We start from the raw sequence: 17,528 nt of genomic DNA, 5'->3' as shown, positions 1-17,528 counted from the left end.
GGGCCCCCGCGCCGCCGCCGACCGTGTGATCCGACGGTACGCCCGGAGGTATGCCCGTTTCGTCCTCCGGGAAGGTGAACCTCGGCTACACCCTCGGTAGGGTGCCCTGGTGCTTCCGGACCATCTCTTCGGCCCACTCGACCTCGACGCCGCGCTCGAACGCGCCTACGACCGGGGTGAGGAGAAGGCCGCCTGGGAACTGCTCGCCGACGCCCTCATGGACCCGAGGGCCCGGGGCGACCGGCGCATCCCGGCCTACGTGGTGGAGCTCATCGACGACTACACCCTCGACGGGTGGGAGCAGGACACCCTCGACCTCCTCCACGACCTGATCGGCGTGGAACCCGAGCTGACCGGCCCATTGCGCACCCCGATGGCCGAGCTGCACGGCCAGCTCGGCGACTCGGCGACGGCGCTGCGGCTGCTGCGCACGCGGCGGGCCGAGCTCGCCCGGCTGCCCGAGGACGAACGCGACGAGGAGTTCTACCCGGCGGCCGCGATGATCGCCGGGCCGTTCGACCCCGGCTTCGCCGCCGACCTCCTCGACGAGGGACTGCGGCTCGCGCTCGACCTGGGCCGCCCGCCCGCGACGGTCCGCTACCTCGACCTGCTGCGCCGCCGCTTCGGCGGCCCCGGCCCGCTGTCCGACCGCGTCGAGGCCCACGTCACCGCCGAACCGGCCGCGCCGAAGCCGACCCAGCCGGTGATCGAGAAGAAGCCGACCGTGCGGCTGCCCTACGTGCCCGGCGACGACCTGCGGGCGCTGGAGGCGCGCTTCCGGAAGGCCGACCTGGAGACCAGGGTCGCGGTCGTCCGTCTTCCGGACGACGCCCCCGTCTCCGAGGAGGAGCGCCTGACCCTGGTCGCGCGGACCGACCCGGACGGCGACGTCGCCTGGCCCCCGGGACGCAACGACTCGTGCTGGTGCGGTTCGGACCGCAAGTACAAGAAGTGCTGCGGCTCGCCCGTCTGACTAGACCGGGAACCGCTCGTGGCCCACGACCGCGAGCAGCTTCAGCTTCTCGTCGCCCTCGCTGCGCGGGGGAGCGGTCAGCACCAGCAGCGTCTGCGACTGGTCCTCGGTGAAGAGGACCTGGCAGTCGAGTTCGATCGGGCCGAGCTGCGGGTGGATGAGGACCTTGTGGTCCTCGAACCGGCGGGCCACCTCGTGGCGGTCCCAGATCTCGGTGAACTCCGGGCTGGCCTTCTGGAGGGCCGTGACCAGTTCGCCCGCGCGCGACTTCGGGCCCATCGTCCCGTACGCCGCCCGCAGGCTCGCCACCATGGCCCGGCTCTGGCGGGGACGGTCGTCCTCGGGGTAGAGGCGGCGTTCGTTCTCCGGGTCGGTGAACCAGCGGTAGATCTCGCTGCGGGCCAGGCCCGTGTAGCCCGACCGGTCGCCGAGCAGGGCCTGGGCCATCCGGTTGGCGACCAGGGTCTCGCCCAGGTTCGACAGGATCAGCGCGGGGGTGTCGTCGAGGCGGTCGAGCACCCGCAGCAGGGCCGGGGCCACGTGGCCCGAGCCGGTGAAGGTCTCGGGGGCGTTCCGGCCGGCCACGCGGAACAGGTAGGCGCGTTCGTCGCCGGTCAGCCGGAGCGCGCGGGCCAGCGCGGTGAGCATCTGCTCGCTGGGCTGCGGCCCGCGGCGCTGTTCGAGCCGCGTGTAGTAGTCGGTCGACATCAGCGCGAGGGCGGCCACCTCCTCGCGCCGCAGGCCGGGCGCGCGCCGCCGGGCGCCTTCGGGCAGGCCCACGTCTTCGGGGCGCAACGCCTCCCGGTGACGGCGGAGGAAGTCGGAGAGGGCTGAGCGGTCCACGTCCCCAACCTACGCACGCCCCGGGACCGGTAACCAGGGACCGCCGATCCCCCGACAACTGGTCTCTGCACCTCTCCCGGCGGAGGGGGAAGGGTCGGGGACATGGACATCACCGGAAACACGATCTTCATCCCCGGCGCCACCAGCGGCATCGGGCTCGCTCTGGCCAGGGCCCTGCGCGACAGGGGCAACACCGTCGTCGTCGGCGGGCGCCGGACCGGGATCCTCGACGAGCTGAAGGCCGAGGGCTTCGGCACGGTCCGCGTCGACACCGCCGACGCCAACAGCATCCGGCAGGCCGCCGACGAGGTGCTGCGGCGTCATCCCGACCTCAACGTGCTGGTCACCATGGCCGGGATCATGCGCGCCGAGGACTGGACCCGGCCCGACGACTTCCTGGCCACGGCCGAGACGGTCGTCACGACCAACGTCCTGGGACCTATCAGGCTGATCGCCGCGTTCATCGAGCACCTGCAGAAGCAGCCCGACCCGACGATCGTCACCGTCTCCTCGGGCCTGGCCTTCACCCCGCTGAAGGCCACCCCGAGCTACAACGCCTCCAAGGCCGCCATTCACATGCTCAGCGAGTCGATCCGCCTGCAGTACACGAAGGTCAGGGTCGTCGAGCTGGTGCCGCCGTCGGTCCAGACCGACCTGATGCCCGGCCAGCGGGACAACGAGCGGGCGCTGCCCCTCGACGACTTCGTGGCCGAGGTCATGACCCTGCTGGAGACGCGGCCCGACGCCGAGGAGATCCTGGTCGAGCGGGTGAAGTTCCTGCGTGAGGCCGAGCGGCGGGGCGACTACGACCACGTCGTGACTGTGCTCAACGCCACAGACCCGCACGCGAACAAATAATTGAAGTTTCAGTCACTCATCTAGTCAATGATCTGTACCCTGCTTGACCGTGATAGATCAAGAAATTCCCATAGATGAGACGCGAAATCGGGACATGCCGGAAGTCCGGCCGACCGAGGAGAGCGACGACCGCGGCAGCGTGATGGGCCTGCTCGAACGCGTCGCCTCCGTCGTGCTCCCGATCGGCGTGGCCCTGTACGCCGTCCTCTACCTCGGCGTCGAGGAGATCTACGCGGCGTTCGGCATCAACCCGCAGCAGGCCGGCATCGACCAGTCGGTCCTGTTCAGCCGCCTCATGAGCACGCTGGTGCTGGTCCTGCTGCTGGGCGTGCCGCTGCTCGGCCTGCTCGTCGGCCTGGCCTGGCTCGTCAACGTGATCACCCTCGGCGCGGCCGGGCGCACGGTGTCGTGGATCAGGTCGCGGCCGTGGGTGGCCGGGCTGATCGCCGCGTTGTGGAGCGGGGCGACGTACTGGGGGTTCTACAACTTCTTCGCCGATCTCGACCTGACGGTCATGGTCGTCATCGCGGTCGGGCTGGGCGTGGTGACCTTCCTGGTGCCCTTCCAGCTGCTGCGCCGCCGGCCCGTCGGCAGGGCCGGGCTGAAGGTGCTCGTCGGCGGGCTGACCGGCCTCGGCCTGGGCTTCCTGCTGATCCTGAACCTCGCCTCGGCGGCGGAGACCATGCGCGACACCGGCCAGGCGAACTTCCTGCTCAGCACGGTCGGCTTCCAGGACCAGTGGGCGATCCTCACCAACGCCGAGGACGACAAGCCGCTCTACGACGGCCGCTGGATGATGCTGCTCGGCGAGAGCGACGGAACCTACCTGCTGTACGACTGCGACAAGCAGGAGACGTTCCGCCGCCCGATGGAGACCACCAACCTCACGCAGGTCCAGCTCGACCCCGAGCGTGAAGAGGGCTTCGTCTGCGGCTCCCTGGCCGAGCCCGCCTAGCCCTGGCTAGTCCTTGGCGATCGGCGCGGTGATGGCGCCCGTGAGCGTCACCAGGTTTCCCGGGGCCGTCTCGATCTGAAGACCCCGGCGCCCTGCCGAGAAGTAGATCGTCTCGAAGGCCAGCGCGGACGCGTCGACCACGGTCGGCAGCCGTTTGCGCTGGCCGAGCGGGCTGATGCCGCCCACCACGTAACCGGTCACCCGCTCGACCTTGGCCGCCTCGGCCATCGCGGCCTTCTTGCCTTTCAGCGCCGCCGCGAACGCCTTCAGGTCGAGCTTCCCGGCCACCGGCACCACCGCCACCGCGAGCCCCGCCTCGGTCTCGGCGACGAGCGTCTTGAAGATCCGCTCGTAGGGCACGCCGAGCGCGTCGGCCGCCTCCTCCCCGTAGGCCTGCGCGTTCGCGTCGTGCTCGTAGGGGTGGAGGGTGAAATCGGCACCGGCCTTGGTCAGCGCCACGGTCGCGGGGGTGCCCTGCCCGCCCTTCGTCTTCGCCACGCGCCTAGGTTAGGGGCTCACGTCGGCGCCGATGCAGACGAACCCCGCCGCCGTCACGTCGTCGCCGGCCTCCTGCTGGGTGCGCGCCAGCGCGGTCGCGGCGGGCAGCCCGGCGGCGAGCCGCCCGTGCAGGGCGGTCATCAGCGGCCGGGCGCGGGCGTCGGGCACCGGCACCATCGAGGCGACCACGCACCGCGTCCCGAGAGCCAGGAAGGTGGTGCTCAGCCCGAGCAGCTCGTCTCCGGCCCTGACCACCGACCGGCCGCTCTCGCAGGCGGCCAGCACGACCAGCCGCGGCGGGACCCGTAACCGTTCGAGGTCGTAGACGGTCAGCGGCCCGTCGGCCAGGTGCAGCGCGGAGAACAGCGGGTTGGCGGTGTTGACCCGGCCGTGGGCGGCCAGATGGGCGAGCCGGGCGCCGTCGAGCGCGGCCAGCGTCTCCTCGGCGCCGCCCTCGAACGGGGTGACGCCGTGGACGGCCGCCACCTCGGCCACCTCCGCCGCCGCGCCGGGCAAACCGGGCCCCGAGGCCACCACCACCGGCCCGCCGCCGCCGTGACCCGGCCCGAGCGCCGCCTCCCGCCACAACGCCGCCGACGGCGAGACCGCCACGGGACGCCCCGCACAGGAGGGCAGCACCGGCCACGGCAATGCCTGGAGCGGCCCGGTCGGCACCACCACCAGAGGCCGCTCGCCCAGCCCGAGCCGCGCCAGCAGCAGCGCGTCGAGGCGCGCGGCGGCGTGCCGCAACATCCGGGCCGCCGCCGACGAGCCGTCGCGCGCGTCGCCCGACCTGGCCAGCCGCCGCAGCGCGAACGGCACCCGCTCGACCAGGTCCCGCACCGGGCCCACCGGCCCCAGCGTGGTCAGCCGGGCCCGGCCCCCGGCGACGGTGACGGCGTGCAGCGCCCCGTCGAGCAGCACGAACTCGACCAGCACGCGATCGCCGAGCAGCGGGGCCAGCGACCGGACCACGCCGGGGGCCCGCCGGGCCCGGTCGGGCGCGCGGGTCTCCCCGGACCGGGCGCGGGTGTGGTCGCGGATGCGGCGCTCCAGCGCGGCCTGCCGCTCGGTGACCGAGGGGTCTCTGGACGTCCGCGCCTCCGCCGCCACCGCCCGCAGCTCGGCCAGCCGCCCGGCCAGCCAGGGGTCGTCGGGCGGCCGGACCCGCCGCATCAGCAGATGGCTGGCCCGGCCCTGTTCGGCCCACGCGAACACCCGCGCCGGGCCGCCCCGGTCGAGGGCCATGCGCAGCCCGAGCTCGGCCAGCTCGACCCGGAACTCGGCCGAATGGGCCCGCAGGTCGGTCGCCCCGAGCGCGGCCCGGTGCTCGTCGAGCACCCGCAGGCCCCGCCGCACCGCGGCCGCCGCCCCGGCCCGGTCGCCGAGGGTGAGCCGCCGCAGCGCCTCGGCGTGCCAGCCCCGCACCCGTGACAACGCCGGCCCCCGCTGGCGGAACCGCGCCGCGACGGTGAGCAGGTCGAGCGCGCGGGCACGGGCTGCCGGGGCCGGCGAGGCGCCCAGCGCCACCCGGGCGCCCAGCAGCCGCGCCTCCACCGACGCCGCCGTCCACCCGGCCTCGGCCAGTTCCCCGGCGATGGCCGCGAACCGGGCCGCCGACACGCCCGCGTGGCCCGCCGCCAGGCGTGATCGCAGCACCGCGAACGCGGCCAGGGAGCGCCACTCCGGGCGCTGCTGGGCGCCGAACTCGCGGGCCGCCCGCCGGGCCGCCTCGACCGCGTGCTCGTGGTCGCCCTCCAGGGTGGCGGCGCGGGCGAGCAGGAGGCGGACCTCGGGAAGGACGATCGCGCGGCGGCGGCGGCGCAGCTCCGCGACCGCCTCCTCGGCGGCTGCGCGGGCCTCGGCGGTCAGCCCGACGGACAGCAGCAGCTCCGACCGGTCGCTGAGCAGCCAGCCGAGCTGGTGGGTGCCCAGGTCGCGGAAGCGGCTCTCGGCCAGGTCGAGGTAGCGCAGCGCCCCCGGCACGTCGCCGCGCACCCCCCGCACCCACCCCAGGTTCAGCCGCACCACGGCGAGCGACAGGTCGAGCCCGAGGGCCGCGCACAACTCCTCGGCCTCGTGGAAGTCGGCCTCGGCGGCGGCGAACTCGTGGCGGTAGCCGTACACGATGCCGCGGTTGGACAGCACCCGCTGGAGCCACACGTGGTCGTGTGCCCGCCGCAGCACGGGGACGGCCTGGCGGTAGGCGGCCAGCGCGTCGGCGTGCCGCCCGAGGTGGTTGAAGACGGCGGCGCGCTGGGCGTCGGCGCGGGCCCGCAACTCGCCGTGCAGGCCGGGCAGCAGGGCCTCCAGGTCGGCCAGCGCCTGCCGGGGGCGGCCCCGCATGCTGGTCACGAACGCCATCCGGATCCGCGCCTCGGCGGCCAGCTCGGGCGAGCCCGCCCGGCCCGCCGTGCGGATCGCGGCCCGCAGGTGCCGGGCCGCCGTCGCCAGGTCGTCGAGGTGGACGGCCGCGATGCCCATCGCCCGTTCGGCCCGCGACAGCGCGGCCAGGTCGCCCCGTTCCCGGGCGCACGCCGCCAGCTCCGCCGCGACGGTCACCGCCCGCCCCGGATCGGCCTCGGCGAGCACGAGCGCGGCCCGCGCCGGATCCTCGGTCGTCGTCACCCGTCGCAGTTTTCCATTCCATTTCCGTGCGGGATGTATCAAACGGGTGAGTGCCCGCTCATCAATCGGAAGTGGCGAATCACGCGAGGGAGATCCCATGCCTTTCACCGACCCGGGCGGCGTCTACCGCAGTGACACCGAGGCCTGGAAGGTCGACCAGCTCGTCGTCGACCTGCGGTACCAGACGCTGATCCTGCGGCTCCTCACCGACCTCACCGGCCACACCTGGCGGGAGGTCGACACCAGCCCGGAACTCGGCCTCACGCTCTGCGAGCTGCCCGAGCTGGCCGCCATCGAGGCGGCGCTCGCCGACGGTTTCCTGGAGGGCGTGCGCCGGTCGCGGCAGGGGCAGTACGACCCCGACGACCCGATCCCCGCCCTCGACCTCCTTCTGTACGCCCTCCGCACCTCCTTCGAGGAGCGGTACGACGGCTGGTCGCCTCCGATGGCCAAGAACCGGCTGCTCGACGGCGTCCAGGGCTCGCCCTACACCGGCGGCGGCCGGCCCGACGAACTGGCCCCGGCGGTGAACGCCGACCTGGCCCGGCTGACCGCCCCCGGCGTCGGGCCGCACGTCGGCATCCTCGACTCCAAGATCGTTCCGCACCCCGACCTGGAGGGCCGCTTCCTCGCCTCGGCCAAGGACATCTACACCGGCACGGCCCCGCACCCCTCGCCGGTCGGCCACGCCACCTTCGTCGCGGGCGTGATCCTCAAGCACGCCCCGGACGCGGTTCTGGTCATGCGGTCGATCCTCGACAACAGGGGCGTCGAGGTCTCCTCGTGGTCGGTCGCCAAGGCCATGGTCGGGTTCCTGAAGACCGACGTGCGGGTGCTCAACCTGTCGTTCGGCTGCACCACCCACGACAACCGCCCGCCGACCGTGCTGGAGCGGGCCGTGCAGCGGCTCTCGCCCGCGATCGTGCTGGTCGCGGCGGCCGGCAACCACGGCCGGCCCACGCAGAAGCGGAAGGCGGCGGGGATCACCGAGGTCACCCCGGTCTGGCCGGCCGCCTGCGCCGACGTCGTCGCGGTGGGCGCCCGGGGCGCCGAGTTCAGCCCGAAGGTCCCGTGGGTGAACGTGCTGGCCGACGGCGTCGCGGTGACCAGCACCTACCTCACCGGCGAGGTCGACGTGGTGGAACGGTTGCTCAACGGCGAGGTGGCCGTACAGGACAAACTGCAGTTCACCGGGTACGCCACCTGGAGCGGCACCTCCTTCGCCTGTGCCGCCGTGGTCGGCGAGATCGCCGCCCGCGCGGTCGCGCAGAACATCTCGGCCCGCGCGGCGGCCGACCTCATCGTGGCCGAGTCCGCCGACGAGGTGCTCGCCGAGCTCACCCTGTAGTGTCCAGACGGGCCGCCCGCCTGCGGCCCCCTGGCGCGAGGGAGGAGACTGCCATGCGTGACGACGCCCTCATGGAGGAGCTCGCGACCGCGCTGCGGGCCGCCGACCCGGTGCCTCCCGGGCTGGTCGAGATGGGGCAGGCGATCTACACCTGGCGGCTGGTCGACGCCGAGCTGGCCGAGCTGAGCCCGGTGGGCACGGCCGGGCCGCTGGTGCGGGCCGACGAGGTGGCCGCGCTGCGCGACCTGGCCTTCCAGACCGAGTCGGGCCTGGTGATCGAGCTCGGCGTCAGCGGCGACGCCCTGCTGGGCCAGCTCGACCCGCCGGCCGAAGGAGAGGTCCGCGTCGTCACGGGCGCCGGGCCGGGGCCGGGCCTGCCGGTCGACGAGGTGGGCGGGTTCCGGATCTCGCCGATCCCGCCCGGCCGCTTCCGGCTCCACTTCCGCGGCGGCGGGCGCAACGTGGTGACCACCCCGATCTACTGGGGCGGCACCCACGACGAATAGAGCAGCCGCGCCCGCCAGCCCTCGTAGGGCAGCGTGTCGCCGGTGAGGATGGGCTGCAGCCAGGCGAAGTTGGCCAGCACCAGCAGCGCGAACACGCCGACCGCCACCGCGCCCCGCGACCGGCGGGCCGGGCTCGCCTCACGTTTCCCAAGCGCCAGACCGGCCACCAGGGTCAGCGCCAGGATCATGAACGGCACCATCGGCAGCGCGTAGAACTGGTACATCGTCCGGTCGTCGGCGATGGCGTAGTAGAACCAGGGAAACCAGCCGGTGGCGTAGCCGAGCAGCACCGCCCCGGCCCGCCAGTCGCGCGTGGCGGTGTACCACGACAACATCGCGACCATCGCCGCCAGCCCCGCGAACCACAGGATCGGGGTGCCCGCCGCGTAGATCGCCGACGAGCACGAGTCGGCCCCGCACCCCTGCGGCGAGCTGTAGTGGAGCAGCACCGGCCGGTACTGCAGCGGCCACTGCCACGGCTCGGTGGCGTAACTGTGCCCTGAGGCCAGCCCGGTGTGGAACGACAGGGCCTGGAGCTGGTAGGAGACCAGCGACCTGATCGAGTCGAACAGGAAGAACGCCCAGCCGTGGTCGGTGGCCTGCGCCCAGTTGCGCCCCCACCCGCGCTCGCTCGCGAACCATCCCGTGTACGACACCAGATAGACCACCACCGGCACGACCCACATCCAGGCCACGGCGAGCGGCAGGTCCCGCTTCCACGAGCCGCGATAGGGCCTGCGCAGCCCGATCGACCGCCGCGCCCCCGCGTCCCAGAACAGCGTCAGCACCAGGAACCCGACGATGAAGAACGCGCCCGTCCACTTGGTCGCCGTCGCCGCCCCCAGGGCCAGCCCGGCCAGCAGCCGCCACGGCCGCCACCCCAGGTGGGGCCCGAAGTCGCCGGGGATCGCCCGCGCGTGCCACTCGGCCAGCCGGGCCCGCATGTGGTCGCGGTCGGTCACCAGGCAGGCGAACGCCGCCACCAGCCAGAACGACAGGAAGATGTCGAGCAGCGCGGCCCGCGACATGACCATGTGCATGCCGTCGACCGCGAGCAGGAACCCGGCGAGGCAGCCCAGCAGCGTCGAGCGGGTCATCCGCCGGGCGGTGCGGGCCAGGATCAGGACCGACAGGGTGCCGACCACGGCCGCCATGAACCGCCAGCCGAACGGGTTGACGCCCCACGTCCACTCGCCCAGCGCGATCATCCACTTGCCGAGCGGCGGATGCACCACGTAGTCGCCGCACTCGGCGACCCGCGCGCACGTCCGGAACACCCCGTCGCCACCGGCCAGCAGGGCCGGGTCGGGCTTCTCGACGCTCTTCGTCTCGACGCCGAACCGCAGCAGCGACAGCGCCTCTTTGGCGTAGTAGGTCTCGTCGAACATCACCTCGTGCGGCCTGCCGAGGTTCACGAACCGCAGGACGCCGCCGAACACCGTGACGATCAACGGGCCGAGCCATCCCCACAACACGCTGCCGGGCTGCGGCGGCACGAGACGGTCGCGCGCCGGAACCGGGAGGGGCGGGGAGATCGTGGTCACCCGGCTCATCCTATTTATGGCAAAGGATAGGATCGCTCCACTCGCCACATTTGTGGACGCCTGTGTACGTCGCCCCGAATGTCCGCATGATGGACATCGCGGGATTCCGGACCGGCCGTCCGTAGACTGTTCGGGTGATTTCCCGTATCGACCTGCGCGGGCCCCTTCCGGGGAACCTGCGCGACGTGCTGCCCCGCGCCGAGCTCGACGTGGAGACCGCCCTCGACAAGGTGCGGCCCATCTGCGAGAAGGTGCGCCATCATGGCGCGGAGGGCGTGCGGGAGCTGACCCATCGGTTCGACGGCTTCGACCTCCCCACCGCCCGCGTCCCCGCCGAGGCCCTGACCAAGGCCCTGGAGACGCTCGACCCGCAGGTCCGCGCCGCCCTCGAAGAGGCCATCCGCCGCACCCGCCTGGTCCACCGCGACCAGCGCCGGACCGACGTCACCACGACGGTCGTCCCGGGCGGCACCGTCACCGAGCGCTGGATCCCGGTCGACCGCGTCGGCCTCTACGCGCCCGGCGGCCTGGCCGTCTACCCGTCCAGCGTGATCATGAACGTGGTGCCCGCCCAGGAGGCCGGGGTGCCGTCGATGGCGGTGGCCTCACCGCCCCAGGCGCCCGACGGGCTGCCCCACCCGACGATCCTGGCGGCCTGCGTGCTGCTCGGGGTCGACGAGGTCTACGCCGTCGGCGGGGCCCAGGCCGTCGCCATGTTCGCGTACGGCACCGAGGACTGCCCCCCGGCCGCCATGGTCACCGGGCCGGGCAACATCTGGGTCGCGGCGGCCAAGCGGCTGCTCAAGGGCCGCATCGGCATCGACTCCGAGGCCGGCCCGACCGAGATCGCGATCCTGGCCGACGCCACCGCCGACCCCGTCCACGTCGCCGCCGACCTGATCTCGCAGGCCGAGCACGACACCCTGGCCGCCGCGGTCCTGGTCACCGACTCGGCCGAGCTGGCCGACGCGGTCGAGGTCGAGCTCAAGGCCCAGGTCGCCCGCACCAAGCACGTCGAGCGCATCACCGAGGCGCTGGCCGGAAGGCAGTCGGGCATCGTCCTGGTCTCCTCGATCGACGACGGGATCAAGGTCGTCGACGCCTACGCCGCCGAGCACCTGGAGATCCAGACCGCCGACGCCGCCGTGGTGGCGTCCCGGATCAGGAACGCCGGCGCGATCTTCGTGGGGGCCCACGCGCCCGTCTCGCTCGGCGACTACATGGCCGGGTCGAACCACGTGCTGCCCACGGGCGGCTGCGCCTGTCACTCCTCGGGCCTGTCGGTGCAGACGTTCCTCAAGGGCGTGCACGTCGTCGACTACAGCCGCGAGGCGCTCGCCGAGGCCGCGCCGCTGGTGTGCGCGCTGGCCGACGCCGAAGACCTGCCCGGCCACGGCGCCGCGATCCGCGCCCGGTTCGATTGGGAGATTCCCGGCTGATGACCACGCTCGACGACCTGCCCATCCGCGACGACCTGCGCGGCAAGCACCCCTATGGTGCGCCCCAGCTCAACGTGGCGGTGCAGCTCAACACCAACGAGAACCCCTACCCGCCGTCCGAGGCGCTGCTCGACGACCTGGCCAGGGCGGTCCGGCAGGGCGCCGCGACCCTCAACCGCTACCCCGACCGCGACGCGGTCGAGCTGCGCAAGGACCTGGCCGACTACCTGGGCCACGGCCTGACCGCGAGCCAGCTGTGGGCGGCGAACGGGTCCAACGAGATTTTGCAGCAGGCACTCCAGGCCTTCGGCGGCCCGGGGCGCTCGGCGATCGGCTTCGAGCCGTCCTACTCGATGCACCCGATCATCGCCGCCGGCACCAGCACCCGCTGGATCGAGGGCGGCCGGGAAGAGGACTTCTCGCTCGATCCCGACCGCGCGGTCGCCCTCATCGAGCGGCACCGGCCCGACGTGGTCTTCCTGACCTCGCCCAACAACCCGACCGGCACCGCCCTGCCGCTCCCGGTGATCGAGCGGGTGCTGGCCGCCGCGCCGGGCATGGTGATCGTCGACGAGGCCTACTTCGAGTTCGCCCGGACCGGCACCCCCTCGGCCCTGACGCTGCTGCCCCGCCACCCCCGGCTGATCGTCACGCGGACCATGTCCAAGGCGTTCGCGATGGCCGGGGCGCGGGTGGGCTACCTGGCCGCCGACCCGGCGGTGATCGACGCGCTGCTGCTGGTGCGGCTGCCCTACCACCTGTCGACGCTGACCCAGGCCGCGGCCCGGGTCGCGCTGGCCCACCGCGGCGAACTCCTCGGCACCGTCGAGGCGCTGCGGCGGGAACGCGACGCGACCGTGACCTGGCTACGGCAACGTGGCCTGTCCGTGGCTGACTCCGACGCCAATTTCGTGCTATTCGGTAAGTTTCCGGATCGTCACGCGGTGTGGGAGGGCGTCCTCGACCGCGGGGTCCTGATCCGCGAGACCGGGCCTGCCGGATGGCTGCGCGTATCGATCGGCACGAGTGACGAGATGGCGGCCTTCCGGGCCGCCCTGGAAGGGGTCCTCTCATGAGGGTCGGGCGCATCGAACGCACGACGAAGGAGACGTCCGTCCTGGTCGAGATCGACCTCGACGGCACCGGCGAGGTCGACATCGCGACCGGGGTCGGGTTCTTCGACCACATGCTCAACCAGCTCGGCAAGCACGGCCTGTTCGACCTGACCGTCAAGACCGAGGGCGACCTGCACATCGACGCCCACCACACGATCGAGGACACCGCGATCGCGCTCGGCGCCGCGCTCAAGCAGGCGCTCGGCGACAAGTCGGGCATCCGGCGGTTCGGCAACGCCTCGTGCCCGCTCGACGAGTCGCTCGCCGAGGTCACCGTCGACCTCTCGGGCCGGCCCTACCTGGTGCACAGCGAGCCCGAGAACATGGCCCCGATGATCGGGCCCGACTACGACACCACGATGACCCGGCACATCCTGGAGTCGATCGTCGCCTCGGCCTCGATCTGCCTGCACGTCCGCGTCCCCTACGGCCGCAACGCCCACCACATCGTCGAGGCGCAGTTCAAGGCCCTGGCGCGGGCGCTGCGCGCGGCCACCGAGCTCGACCCCCGGGCGACCGGGGTGCCCAGCACCAAGGGCGTGTTGTGAACTTCTCCTCCAGCGCCATGATCTTCATCGGCCTCTTCCTGATCGGCGGAGTGGTCTCCTTCGCCAAGCAGAAGCTGAAGCTGGCCGCGGTGGTGACCGGCGTGTTGTCCGCGCTGGCCCTGACGGCGGGAGTGATGTGGTGGCAGTGAAGAAGAACGTCGTCGTCCTCGACTACGGCTCGGGCAACCTGCGGTCGGCCGAACGCGCCCTGGCGCGCGTCGGCGCCGACGTGACGGTGACCGCCGACTTCGACGAGGCGCTGAACTGCGACGGTCTCGTGGTGCCCGGCGTGGGGGCCTTCGCGGCCTGCATGACCGGCCTGCGGGGCGTGCGCGGCGAGCAGATCGTCGCCCGGCGGCTGGCCGGCGGCCGGCCGGTGCTCGGGATCTGCGTCGGCATGCAGATCCTGTTCGAGAAGGGCGTCGAGCACGGCGTCCACACCGAGGGCTGCGGCGAGTGGCCCGGCACGGTCGAGCGCCTCGACGCGCCCGTGCTGCCCCACATGGGGTGGAACACGGTCACCGCGCCCGCCGACTCGGTGCTGTTCGCCGGCCTCGACGCCGGCACGCGCTTCTACTTCGTCCACTCCTACGGGGTGCGCGAGTGGGAACTCGTCCCCCACGACGAGGGCTTCAAGGCGCCGCTGGTCACCTGGGCCACCCACGGGGTGTCGTTCGTGGCCGCCGCCGAGAACGGCCCGCTCATGGCCACCCAGTTCCACCCGGAGAAGTCCGGCGACGCGGGGGCGACCCTGCTCCAGAACTGGCTGAACACCCTCTCATGAGCAAGGAGCGGGCCAGACGCCGGGCCGAGAGGGAGGCCGAGAAGGCCCGCCTGGCAGAGGAACGGGCCCGCCGCGAGGCCAGGACGGCCCGGCGGCGGGAACTGCGCGGCCGGATCACGGCCGTGCTGCCCAAGCCGGTCAGAGTGGCCCGGCAGGGCGGGGTGCTGGCCCGGCGCCGGCGCGCCCAGAACGCGGCCATGCTCGTGCTGTTCCTGCTGGTCCAGGTCATCGCCTGGCTCACGCTCGACATGATGGCGCGGCTCGCGGTGCTGGGCCTGTCCATCCTGATCGTCCCGGTGCTCGTCACCGTTCTCTTCGACCGGAGGTCCTGAACAGATGTCACTCGTGTTGCTGCCCGCCGTGGACGTGGCCGACGGCCAGGCGGTCCGCCTGGTGCAGGGCGAGGCGGGCTCGGAGACCTCGTACGGCGACCCGCTCGCCGCCGCCCTCGCCTGGCAGGACGCCGGCGCCGAATGGATCCACCTGGTGGACCTCGACGCCGCCTTCGGCCGCGGCTCCAACCGTGAGCTGCTCGCCGAGGTCGTCGCCAAGCTCGACGTCCAGGTCGAGCTCTCCGGCGGCATCCGCGACGACGCCTCCCTGGAGGCCGCCCTCGCCACCGGCTGCCGCCGCGTCAACATCGGCACCGCCGCCCTGGAGAACCCCTCGTGGTGCTCCAAGATCATCGCTGAGTACGGCGACCGCATCGCCGTCGGCCTCGACGTCCGCGGCACCACCCTGGCCGCCCGCGGCTGGACCCAGGAGGGCGGCGACCTCTGGGAGGTGCTCGACCGCCTGGAGGCCGACGGCTGCCCCCGCTACGTCGTCACCGACGTGACCAAGGACGGCACCCTGCGCGGCCCCAACCTCGACCTGCTGCGCGAGGTGTGCGCCCGTACCGACAAGCCGGTGATCGCCAGCGGCGGCGTCTCCAGCCTCGACGACCTGCGCGCCCTCAACGGACTGGTCGGCCTCGGCGTCGAGGGCGCCATCGTCGGCAAGGCCCTCTACGCCCAGGCGTTCACGCTGGAAGAGGCGCTCGCGGCGGTGAGAGCATGACCCCCACCCGCATCTCCTCGGGCGGTCCGTGGGAGGAACGCTACGGATACTCCCGCGCCATCGTCGCCGGAAACCACGTGCTGGTCTCCGGCTGCACCGCCACCATCGGCGGTGAGGTCCAGCACGTCGGCGACGCCTACCAGCAGACCCTGACCGCCTTCGGCGTCGCCCTCGACGCCCTGGAGAAGGCCGGCGCCTCGCTCTCCGACGTCGTCAGGACGCGGCTGTTCGTGGTGAGCCAGGACGACTTCGACGCCGTCGGCGAGGCCCACGGCGAACTGTTCGGCGAGGTCCGCCCGGCCTGCACGTCGGTGCGCGTGGCCGGCCTGATCGACCCGCGCATGCTGGTCGAGGTGGAAGTGGAGGCCTACCGGTCATGACCGTGGCCGTGCGCGTGATCCCGTGCCTGGACGTCGACGCGGGCCGGGTCGTCAAGGGCGTCAACTTCGAGAACCTGCGCGACGCCGGCGACCCGGTCGAACTCGCCAGGCGCTACGACGCCGAGGGCGCCGACGAACTGACCTTCCTCGACATCACCGCCTCCAGCTCCGACCGCTCGACCATGTACGACGTGGTCCGGCGGACCGCCGAACAGGTCTTCATCCCGCTGACCGTCGGCGGGGGAGTCCGCACCAACGACGACGTCGACCGCCTCCTGCGGGCCGGCGCCGACAAGGTCGGCATCAACACGGCCGCCATCGCCCGGCCGGAGTTCCTCCGCGAGGCGGCCTGGCGGTTCGGCTCGCAGTGCATCGTCCTGTCCGTCGACGCCCGCCGCGTCGTCGACGGCCCGCCGACCCCGTCGGGCTTCGAGGTGACCACCCACGGAGGCCGCAAGGGCACCGGCATCGACGCGGTCGAATGGGCCGCCCGAGGTCAGGAACTCGGCGTCGGCGAGATCCTGCTCAACTCGATGGACGGCGACGGCACCAAAGACGGCTACGACATCGAGATGATCAAGGCCGTACGGGCCGCCGTGACGGTGCCGGTGATCGCCTCGGGCGGGGCGGGGACGCTCGAGGACTTCCCCCCGGCGATCGACGCGGGAGCCGACGCGGTCCTGGCGGCGAGCGTCTTCCACTTCGGCGAACTGAAGATCGGCGACGTGAAGAACACCCTCCGCGAGGCGGGTCACCCCGTCAGGTAGGACGTCTTCGAAGGGCCGGGCCCCGCCGATTCGGCGGCGCCCGGCCCTTCACCGTACGGAACCGATGCCCATGCGGGCGCCGGAGCCGGCATTGCCCGGGCCGCGGACCTGGGCGAGTCGTCGGCGCAGGATCTCCTGCTCGGCCGGGTTCTCCGTGCGGGTGAGGGCGGCTTCATACGCGTGGACGGCCTCCTCGTCCCGGCCCAGGCGGCGCAGGAGGTCGGCCTGGACGGCGTGGAACAGGTGGTGGCCGTCGAGGTCCAGGCCGTCGAGAAGGCCCAGGGCCGCGGCCGGGCCGTCGACCTCGGCCACGGCGACGGCGCGGTGCAAGGCGACCACGGGCGTGGGGGTCAGGGCCAGGTGCTGGTCGTAGAGCCGCACCACCTGCCGCCAGTCGGTCGGCGCGTCGCTGTGCACGGCGTTGATCGCCGCCTGGATCTGGTAGGGCCCCGGCCGGTCGCGCCGCAGGCAGCGGCGGACGAGGGCCTGGCCCTCGGCGATGAGGTCGCGGTCCCAGAGAGACCGGTCCTGGTCGGCCAGCAGGACCAGCGAACCCCCGGCCGTGACCCGGGCGGCCCGCCGCGAATGGATCAGCAGCATCAGCGCCAGCAGCCCGAGGACCTCGGGTTCGTCGGGCATCAGCTCGGCCAGCAGCCGCCCCAGCCGGATCGCCTCGGCGCACAGGTCGTCGCGCACCGGATCGCCGGACCCGCTCAGGTAGCCCTCGTTGAAGATCAGATACACCACGGCGAGCACGGAACCGAGCCGCCCCGGCAGGTCGGCGTCGGACGGCACCCGGTAGGGGATCCGGGCGTCCCGGATCTTGGCCTTGGCCCGCACGATCCGCTGGGCCACCGTGGCCTCGCCCACCAGGAACGCGCGGGCGATCTCCCCGGTGGTCAGGCCGGCCAGCAGCCGCAGCGTCAGCGCGATCCGCGCCCCCTCGCCCAGGGCGGGATGGCAGCAGGTGAAGATCAGGCGCAGCCGGTCGTCGGGCACGGCCCCCTCCCCGGCGGGCTCGCCGGGGGCGTGCAGCAGGAGCGCCTCGGCGTGGCGACCGGGCCGGGTCGCCTCCCGGCGGTTGCGGTCGATCAGCTTGTTGCGGGCCGTGGTGATGATCCAGCCCGCCGGGCTCGGCGGCGTCCCGTCGCGCGGCCACCGCTCGGCCGCCACCGCGAACGCCTCCTGGACGGCCTCCTCGGCGAGGTCGACGTCCCCGGCCAGCCGGACGAGCACGGCCACCGCGCGGCCGTACTCGTCACGGAAGGCCCGCTCGATCCCGC

19 protein-coding genes are annotated in these 17,528 nt (G+C 73.0%); 14 read left to right on the top strand and 5 right to left on the bottom strand.

Going from position 1 to position 17,528, the window contains the following annotated elements:
• Positions 1-109 precede the first annotated feature (109 nt).
• Complete coding sequence (locus GT755_RS40955; RefSeq protein WP_328794183.1) at positions 110-973, top strand: SEC-C metal-binding domain-containing protein; 864 nt, start codon at positions 110-112, stop codon at positions 971-973.
• Here GT755_RS40955 and GT755_RS05685 read toward each other — a convergent pair whose 3' ends face one another.
• The gene (locus tag GT755_RS05685) at positions 974-1,816 is read right to left on the bottom strand and encodes a helix-turn-helix transcriptional regulator (RefSeq protein ID WP_161478585.1); all 843 of its coding nucleotides are present in this window, start codon (positions 1,814-1,816) and stop codon (positions 974-976) included.
• Between the two features lie 102 nt (positions 1,817-1,918).
• Between GT755_RS05685 and GT755_RS05680 the strand changes: the two genes are divergently transcribed.
• Together GT755_RS05680 and GT755_RS05675 are read left to right on the top strand one after the other, a co-directional pair.
• On the top strand, positions 1,919-2,674 hold the full coding sequence (locus tag GT755_RS05680; RefSeq protein ID WP_161478584.1) for an SDR family oxidoreductase: 756 nt from the start codon (positions 1,919-1,921) through the stop codon (positions 2,672-2,674).
• A 94-nt stretch (positions 2,675-2,768) separates the two neighbouring features.
• A complete protein-coding gene (locus GT755_RS05675) occupies positions 2,769-3,629 on the top strand; it encodes a hypothetical protein (protein ID WP_161478583.1) in 861 nt (286 codons plus the stop codon).
• A 6-nt stretch (positions 3,630-3,635) separates the two neighbouring features.
• Here GT755_RS05675 and ybaK read toward each other — a convergent pair whose 3' ends face one another.
• Both ybaK and GT755_RS05665 read right to left on the bottom strand, forming a co-directional pair.
• A complete protein-coding gene (ybaK, locus tag GT755_RS05670) occupies positions 3,636-4,127 on the bottom strand; it encodes a Cys-tRNA(Pro) deacylase (protein WP_161478582.1) in 492 nt (163 codons plus the stop codon).
• A gap of 9 nt (positions 4,128-4,136) precedes the next feature.
• Positions 4,137-6,755, bottom strand: a complete 2,619-nt coding sequence (locus GT755_RS05665) for a CHAT domain-containing protein (RefSeq protein ID WP_161478581.1) — start codon at positions 6,753-6,755, stop codon at positions 4,137-4,139.
• Between the two features lie 97 nt (positions 6,756-6,852).
• Here GT755_RS05665 and GT755_RS05660 point away from each other — a divergent pair, with 97 nt between their 5' ends.
• Positions 6,853-8,103 carry a S8 family peptidase gene (locus GT755_RS05660; protein WP_161478580.1) on the top strand — a complete coding sequence of 417 codons (1,251 nt, stop codon included), beginning with the start codon at positions 6,853-6,855 and terminating at the stop codon, positions 8,101-8,103.
• A gap of 53 nt (positions 8,104-8,156) precedes the next feature.
• The gene (locus GT755_RS05655) at positions 8,157-8,609 is read left to right on the top strand and encodes a hypothetical protein (RefSeq protein WP_161478579.1); all 453 of its coding nucleotides are present in this window, start codon (positions 8,157-8,159) and stop codon (positions 8,607-8,609) included.
• Here the strand turns inward: GT755_RS05655 and GT755_RS05650 are convergent.
• Positions 8,582-10,162, bottom strand: coding sequence for a dolichyl-phosphate-mannose--protein mannosyltransferase (locus tag GT755_RS05650; protein ID WP_161478578.1), 1,581 nt, complete (start codon positions 10,160-10,162; stop codon positions 8,582-8,584). The genes GT755_RS05655 and GT755_RS05650 overlap by 28 nt on opposite strands.
• Before the next feature lie 125 nt (positions 10,163-10,287).
• Here GT755_RS05650 and hisD point away from each other — a divergent pair, with 125 nt between their 5' ends.
• The 9 genes from hisD to hisF are packed head-to-tail and all read left to right on the top strand — an operon-like array spanning position 10,288 to position 16,245.
• The gene (hisD, locus tag GT755_RS05645; protein ID WP_161478577.1) at positions 10,288-11,592 is read left to right on the top strand and encodes a histidinol dehydrogenase; all 1,305 of its coding nucleotides are present in this window, start codon (positions 10,288-10,290) and stop codon (positions 11,590-11,592) included.
• Positions 11,592-12,668, top strand: coding sequence for a histidinol-phosphate transaminase (locus GT755_RS05640; RefSeq protein ID WP_161478576.1), 1,077 nt, complete (start codon positions 11,592-11,594; stop codon positions 12,666-12,668). The genes hisD and GT755_RS05640 overlap by 1 nt, the downstream gene beginning before the upstream one ends.
• Positions 12,665-13,255 (top strand): imidazoleglycerol-phosphate dehydratase HisB, encoded by a 591-nt coding sequence (gene hisB, locus GT755_RS05635; RefSeq protein ID WP_030450285.1) that lies wholly within the window; start codon positions 12,665-12,667, stop codon positions 13,253-13,255. The genes GT755_RS05640 and hisB overlap by 4 nt, the downstream gene beginning before the upstream one ends.
• Positions 13,252-13,404 carry a hypothetical protein gene (locus tag GT755_RS38425; protein ID WP_202609719.1) on the top strand — a complete coding sequence of 51 codons (153 nt, stop codon included), beginning with the start codon at positions 13,252-13,254 and terminating at the stop codon, positions 13,402-13,404. Before hisB ends, GT755_RS38425 begins: the two co-directional genes overlap by 4 nt.
• Complete coding sequence (gene hisH / locus GT755_RS05630; RefSeq protein WP_285582024.1) at positions 13,401-14,039, top strand: imidazole glycerol phosphate synthase subunit HisH; 639 nt, start codon at positions 13,401-13,403, stop codon at positions 14,037-14,039. The genes GT755_RS38425 and hisH overlap by 4 nt, the downstream gene beginning before the upstream one ends.
• The gene (locus GT755_RS05625) at positions 14,036-14,371 is read left to right on the top strand and encodes a hypothetical protein (RefSeq protein WP_062354894.1); all 336 of its coding nucleotides are present in this window, start codon (positions 14,036-14,038) and stop codon (positions 14,369-14,371) included. The genes hisH and GT755_RS05625 overlap by 4 nt, the downstream gene beginning before the upstream one ends.
• Positions 14,372-14,375: 4 nt before the next feature.
• Positions 14,376-15,098, top strand: coding sequence for a bifunctional 1-(5-phosphoribosyl)-5-((5-phosphoribosylamino)methylideneamino)imidazole-4-carboxamide isomerase/phosphoribosylanthranilate isomerase PriA (gene priA, locus GT755_RS05620; RefSeq protein WP_030450282.1), 723 nt, complete (start codon positions 14,376-14,378; stop codon positions 15,096-15,098).
• A complete protein-coding gene (locus GT755_RS05615) occupies positions 15,095-15,478 on the top strand; it encodes a RidA family protein (protein ID WP_030450281.1) in 384 nt (127 codons plus the stop codon). Before priA ends, GT755_RS05615 begins: the two co-directional genes overlap by 4 nt.
• A complete protein-coding gene (hisF, locus tag GT755_RS05610; RefSeq protein WP_030450280.1) occupies positions 15,475-16,245 on the top strand; it encodes an imidazole glycerol phosphate synthase subunit HisF in 771 nt (256 codons plus the stop codon). The genes GT755_RS05615 and hisF overlap by 4 nt, the downstream gene beginning before the upstream one ends.
• Positions 16,246-16,293: 48 nt before the next feature.
• Here hisF and GT755_RS05605 read toward each other — a convergent pair whose 3' ends face one another.
• Positions 16,294-17,523 carry an RNA polymerase sigma factor gene (locus tag GT755_RS05605; RefSeq protein WP_328794193.1) on the bottom strand — a complete coding sequence of 410 codons (1,230 nt, stop codon included), beginning with the start codon at positions 17,521-17,523 and terminating at the stop codon, positions 16,294-16,296.
• Positions 17,524-17,528: the final 5 nt, after the last annotated feature.

Source organism: Herbidospora solisilvae, from assembly GCF_009901565.1.
In the GTDB taxonomy this organism is placed as follows: Bacteria; Actinomycetota; Actinomycetes; order Streptosporangiales; family Streptosporangiaceae; genus Herbidospora; species Herbidospora solisilvae.
This window is presented reverse-complemented; position numbering and strand designations above follow the sequence as displayed.

What these genes read in the sequence shown, in the direction of transcription:
- GT755_RS05680 (WP_161478584.1), top strand. Translation starts at nt 1,919, where the DNA reads ATGGACATCACCGGAAACACGATCTTCATCCCCGGCGCCACCAGCGGC.
- GT755_RS05675 (WP_161478583.1), top strand. Translation starts at nt 2,769, where the DNA reads ATGCCGGAAGTCCGGCCGACCGAGGAGAGCGACGACCGCGGCAGCGTG.
- GT755_RS05660 (WP_161478580.1), top strand. Translation starts at nt 6,853, where the DNA reads ATGCCTTTCACCGACCCGGGCGGCGTCTACCGCAGTGACACCGAGGCC.
- GT755_RS05655 (WP_161478579.1), top strand. Translation starts at nt 8,157, where the DNA reads ATGCGTGACGACGCCCTCATGGAGGAGCTCGCGACCGCGCTGCGGGCC.
- GT755_RS05650 (WP_161478578.1), bottom strand. Translation starts at nt 10,162, where the DNA reads ATGAGCCGGGTGACCACGATCTCCCCGCCCCTCCCGGTTCCGGCGCGC.
- GT755_RS05640 (WP_161478576.1), top strand. Translation starts at nt 11,592, where the DNA reads ATGACCACGCTCGACGACCTGCCCATCCGCGACGACCTGCGCGGCAAG.
- hisB (WP_030450285.1), top strand. Translation starts at nt 12,665, where the DNA reads ATGAGGGTCGGGCGCATCGAACGCACGACGAAGGAGACGTCCGTCCTG.
- GT755_RS05625 (WP_062354894.1), top strand. Translation starts at nt 14,036, where the DNA reads ATGAGCAAGGAGCGGGCCAGACGCCGGGCCGAGAGGGAGGCCGAGAAG.
- priA (WP_030450282.1), top strand. Translation starts at nt 14,376, where the DNA reads ATGTCACTCGTGTTGCTGCCCGCCGTGGACGTGGCCGACGGCCAGGCG.
- GT755_RS05615 (WP_030450281.1), top strand. Translation starts at nt 15,095, where the DNA reads ATGACCCCCACCCGCATCTCCTCGGGCGGTCCGTGGGAGGAACGCTAC.
- hisF (WP_030450280.1), top strand. Translation starts at nt 15,475, where the DNA reads ATGACCGTGGCCGTGCGCGTGATCCCGTGCCTGGACGTCGACGCGGGC.